Origin of the sequence: Arsenophonus sp. ENCA, assembly GCF_002287155.1 — a bacterium.
In the GTDB taxonomy this organism is placed as follows: Bacteria; Pseudomonadota; Gammaproteobacteria; order Enterobacterales; family Enterobacteriaceae; genus Arsenophonus; species Arsenophonus nilaparvatae.
In genome coordinates, this window is sequence record NZ_NHNG01000739.1 from 1 (window position 1) to 4,233 (window position 4,233).

Annotated in this window: 5 protein-coding genes and 1 pseudogene; 5 read left to right on the plus strand and 1 reads right to left on the minus strand. The window is 38.1% G+C overall.

All coding sequences use genetic code 11. The annotated features are described in order from the left end of the window. From CBG25_RS19245 to CBG25_RS19265, 5 genes are all read left to right on the plus strand, one after another. The coding region (locus tag CBG25_RS19245; RefSeq protein WP_290603775.1) for a transposase family protein at positions 1 to 281 on the plus strand (281 nt) is incomplete at its 5' end. Continuing rightward, the gene (locus CBG25_RS19250) at positions 223 to 648 is read left to right on the plus strand and encodes an IS30 family transposase (protein WP_290607644.1); all 426 of its coding nucleotides are present in this window, start codon (positions 223 to 225) and stop codon (positions 646 to 648) included. The genes CBG25_RS19245 and CBG25_RS19250, both read left to right, overlap by 59 nt. 177 nt (positions 649 to 825) lie before the next feature. After that, positions 826 to 1,158 (plus strand): hypothetical protein, encoded by a 333-nt coding sequence (locus CBG25_RS19255; RefSeq protein WP_290608670.1) that lies wholly within the window; start codon positions 826 to 828, stop codon positions 1,156 to 1,158. A gap of 280 nt (positions 1,159 to 1,438) precedes the next feature. Further along, positions 1,439 to 2,839 (plus strand): DUF6880 family protein, encoded by a 1,401-nt coding sequence (locus CBG25_RS19260; protein ID WP_290608672.1) that lies wholly within the window; start codon positions 1,439 to 1,441, stop codon positions 2,837 to 2,839. Further along, positions 2,836 to 3,270 carry a regulatory protein RecX gene (locus CBG25_RS19265; protein WP_290608673.1) on the plus strand — a complete coding sequence of 145 codons (435 nt, stop codon included), beginning with the start codon at positions 2,836 to 2,838 and terminating at the stop codon, positions 3,268 to 3,270. The genes CBG25_RS19260 and CBG25_RS19265 overlap by 4 nt, the downstream gene beginning before the upstream one ends. A gap of 243 nt (positions 3,271 to 3,513) precedes the next feature. Here CBG25_RS19265 and CBG25_RS19270 read toward each other — a convergent pair. Further along, positions 3,514 to 4,101: pseudogene (locus tag CBG25_RS19270) on the minus strand (phage portal protein); the annotation flags it as partial. Positions 4,102 to 4,233 lie beyond the last annotated feature (132 nt).

Genomic DNA, 4,233 nt, shown 5'->3' on the forward strand with positions numbered 1-4,233 from the left:
AGGTAACCATCTGGGCAGATACCGGTTTTCAAGGTATAGATAAACAGCATCCTAATACACAAATCCCAAAAAAAGGAACTCGAAAAAGACCTTTATCGCCTGAACAAAAACAAGAAAATAAAATAATCTCGGGCATCCGTATTACAGTTGAACACGCCATCGCGGGTATCAAGCGCCTCGGTTGCATGACCCAAATTTTACGGAATCGTAGACCCTTTATTGATGATACCTTCTTACTCCTTAGCGCAGGTCTTTGGAATTTCCATCTCAGAACAGCGTAAAATTTACTTCAATCACCGAAACACCCTTATTTCACTATTAAGCAACACGCTTATTGTAGCAAATACCTTCTGTGACTTTAAAACTTTGACGGCCGATAACGGTTCTGAGTTCTCCATGCATAAACAGATAACTGAGATCACCGGTGCTAATGTCTTCTTTGCCAGGCCTTATCACTCATGGGAGCGTGGTTTAAATGAACACAGTAACGGACTTATCCGCCGTTTTTACCCAAAAGGAACGGACTTCAACTCAGTCACGGACAACGAGATTGCAGAACTTGAGCACATACTTAATACTCGGGGACGAAAATCGTTGGGCTATTTTTCTCCAAATGAAGTATTTTTAGCTCATCTAATGGCTGCATAACGTTTTATGGGTTTGTTGCGTTTCGACTGGGAATGGGCCGAATGGCGTTGTGCAACTGCACAAAAAACGACACCTTTAGCGGGCAGGCGCGGCGGGGCTAACACTGCGATTTTTCATGTTTATTGATAAACTCTCATCAAAATTTGCAAAATCATCTATTGAAAGTGAGGAATGAATATGAAGAGGGCATTAACAGCTATGGTATTAGCAACACTCATCTCTGGTTGTTCGAGCCAATGGGTAAGGATAAACCTCAATGCTGAAGATTTTTCTCTCGCAAAAAGTTTTTGCGAAAAACAGTCGGAGAATAAATTTCCTGTAAAAAATGAAGTAGCGCAAAGAACTCATGTTAAGCATCATGAGATTTGGCAAAAAAAGGAAAAATATCAAACGGTATTAATACCGGAGATAGATAGTTATGTTATTGATGTTAACAAACATAGCCGTCGGCAGTTTTTTTATCATTGCATGAATCAAAAGGGCTGGAAATCAGAAACTAAATGGCTCTAATTTTTCTAACCTGTGTTAATTAGCTCGCTGTGCATAAAAACATAAAATATTTATAGCAAATTATCAAAGGAGATGAAATTCTAAATCATTTTGTGCTACTTGGTTTATTTTCTGTTATACATAAGAGCTACTGATAGAGCTGTTTTCGACATCAGCCAACCGATTTTGCATTTTAGAACTATGTGAACGAGAGTTGACGCTATTTATTATGATACCGGCGTTTAGTTATTGTGAATAACGTATTCGTTCTTTCTTTTAAAAAAGTGTTTATGGAGGGAAGATGGCAATCAAACTTAATAAAAAACAAAATGAATTGTTAAATGGAATGAGTCATGAAGAATTATTAAACGTGATAAATTACATTATACAGGATAATGAATTGGCCAAAGCTGCACTGTTAAACGGGTATTTATTATCTGATCAGGAAATACTCAAAAACATCGAAAAAGAATATAACCGACAAAATAAAAGTAAACACTTTTATGATTACTACGAAGCGGATGCCCTTTATGATGAGCTAACACGCAGTATTGCACAGCCACTTGAGAAGGTAGCGGACACACTCCCAGAACAGGTAGAAAGCTTGAGTGCAAAAATCATGCTTGAGTTTGATAAATTCAGTGAGAATACAGACTCATCTAGCGGAAGCTGGATGGACTACTACTCTGTTCTGCTAGATGCGTGGGTGAAATCAGTGGTCGCTCAAAAAAATAGTGACCCATTTTTCATTGCCAACAAAGTTTTTGATTTTGTTGTGGATGAACCTTATTTTGGTGTTGAGATTTTCAAAAAATACCGTACTTTATTAAGTACAGGGGTTTTACGCACAATTCGGGATATGTTTTATCAAAAAAAACGCCCAAGAGAAGCATTAGACATCAGTATATTAATAAGAGATATCGATTTTCTGACAATAGCCTTTCAAAAAGGTGATTTCTGTCATTCTGAACACTATTTTGATTATGCAAGATTACTGATAGAAGAGATAAGAGCAGATGAAGCCGTTGAATTATTGTTAAGCATGGAGAAACAAAGCGATAAACGATATGTAGATAAAACGACATGGAATGAACTATTAATTACGGCACTGATTGAAGATGGAAAAAACGAGGAAGCAAAAGAAAAAGCGATTGATGCCTTTTCTTTACGATGTGAAACCCGTTTTTATCGACTATACACAAAGGCCTGTAGGGAAGAAAGCGATAATATTCAGCACTTCCTGAGCATTGCAAACGAGAAAGGGCTTGAGCGGTATATCGCTTTTGCCTCAGATATCGAGCGATTTGATTTAATCGCCGAATGCATTACCGCCACGGCAAAAGAAAAACTAGCCGATTCCCTTGTTCACCTAACAAACTCATTCATCCGAACATTATCCAGTACGCTGTATAAACATGGCCATGCCCTTGCTGCTACGCTATTACGCCGTTTTCTGGTCGAGGACGCTATTAATCAAGCGAAAAGTAAATATTACAGCTATGCCGCTTCAGACATGAAAAAATCTATCGATTACAGCAAAGGTCTGGAAGAAAGTTTGCAATTCCTGGGAACAGTAGCCTACCTTACGACGCTTTACGAAAAACATAAGCGAAAAACAGCTCTCTGGCCGTTGATGGAAGAAAAAATTAAGGGTTTAACGGTGGGGAAAAAAGGGATTTGCTACCAAAGGAACCTGCCATGACTGAACAGGAATTGTATGATTATGCGGTATCTCTGCTGGTAAAAAAGAATTACTCCTCTGGCAATATGAAGAGACAGCTGGCCAAACTAGCCGAAAAAACAGGCGATGTAGAACACGTTTTGTGTCGTCTGAGAGATAATCATTATCTCAATGATGCAGAATTTATCACCTATCTTTTTGACAAACATATCAAAAAATTACATGGCCCCACGCGTATAAAACAAGAAATTCGACAAAAAGGATTTCTTCAAGCACTAATAGAGCAAGAAATTGAGAAAGGTAATATTGACTGGTATGTGTTAGCTAAAGAAGCCAGAGTTAGGAAGTTTGGCGAAGCTTTACCAAGCGACTCAAAGGAAAAAAATAAACAAATCAGATATCTTCAGTACAAGGGGTATACGATGGACATGATATTTGAAGCGTTGAGTTAATGATATGACAAATTGCAGTTATCTCCATAAATAAAATTTTGTTTTGCATATTACCATGCATGAAGTCAATAACATTTAACTCGATCGTTTAATAACACGAGTTTCGCACAGACATATAAAGTTCTAAAATAGCTAAAATAAAAAGCAAGATATTCAATAATATAAAATATATTTTTATTTTAGTAGCTTACGTAAATTAGCTATTTTTCGCATTATATATTATGTCGAATTGCACTTTAAGGATTAGATTTTATTTTTTATCCGATTCAAGGCGTACGGGGTAAATTGAATCACTTCTTCGCCGAGCCACTCATTAAGCTGCTGCATTTTGTGTTGCAACGGATGTAATTCGTTGCAGATAAACACATTAGCCGCTTTTTGTACGTCCCCAAATCCCCCCACATTCTGTGGCATAATACCCATTAATTGTGGGGGAACGCGGTGAGCAGCTAACATATCGTCCCGACTGACGTTTTTGATATTTAAAAATTCATCTTTCGCGGCGGCTTCCGATAAAGGAATGGTTTGAATGCCATCCTTTTTGCCGTTGGGGGCATATAAAAACAGATTCCGAAAATTCCCCAACCCTTTACTGCTTTTTAGCTGTTCGCGGATGTTATCGATATCCTGTAAATTTTGCGCGGCATCACTGATATAGAGGATATAGCCGGCATGGGAGCCGTTGAGATAATACTTACGGCGAAAGAGTGTCGCCGATTCGTTAAGCAAAATGGCGGTCATGGCGGCCAGATATTCCGGCAGGCCGTAGATTTCCTGATTGATATCCGGCTCAAGCAAATGAAAAACCTGCCCCCTTTAAAAAGTAAACGGCACACTAAACTAGTTGCTGAATAGAGACTTGCATTTTTTGTCACGCTATTGAGAATAAAAAGAGGTTTAACTTAGAGAATAAAGGTTTGAAATGATCAACAAAGAGCGGCTGTTACGAGATAATCGTTTATG

Bases quoted from the DNA above. Each gene is read 5' to 3' on its own strand.
- CBG25_RS19250 (WP_290607644.1), top strand. From the start codon at position 223: ATGATACCTTCTTACTCCTTAGCGCAGGTCTTTGGAATTTCCATCTCA.
- CBG25_RS19255 (WP_290608670.1), top strand. From the start codon at position 826: ATGAAGAGGGCATTAACAGCTATGGTATTAGCAACACTCATCTCTGGT.
- CBG25_RS19260 (WP_290608672.1), top strand. From the start codon at position 1,439: ATGGCAATCAAACTTAATAAAAAACAAAATGAATTGTTAAATGGAATG.
- CBG25_RS19265 (WP_290608673.1), top strand. From the start codon at position 2,836: ATGACTGAACAGGAATTGTATGATTATGCGGTATCTCTGCTGGTAAAA.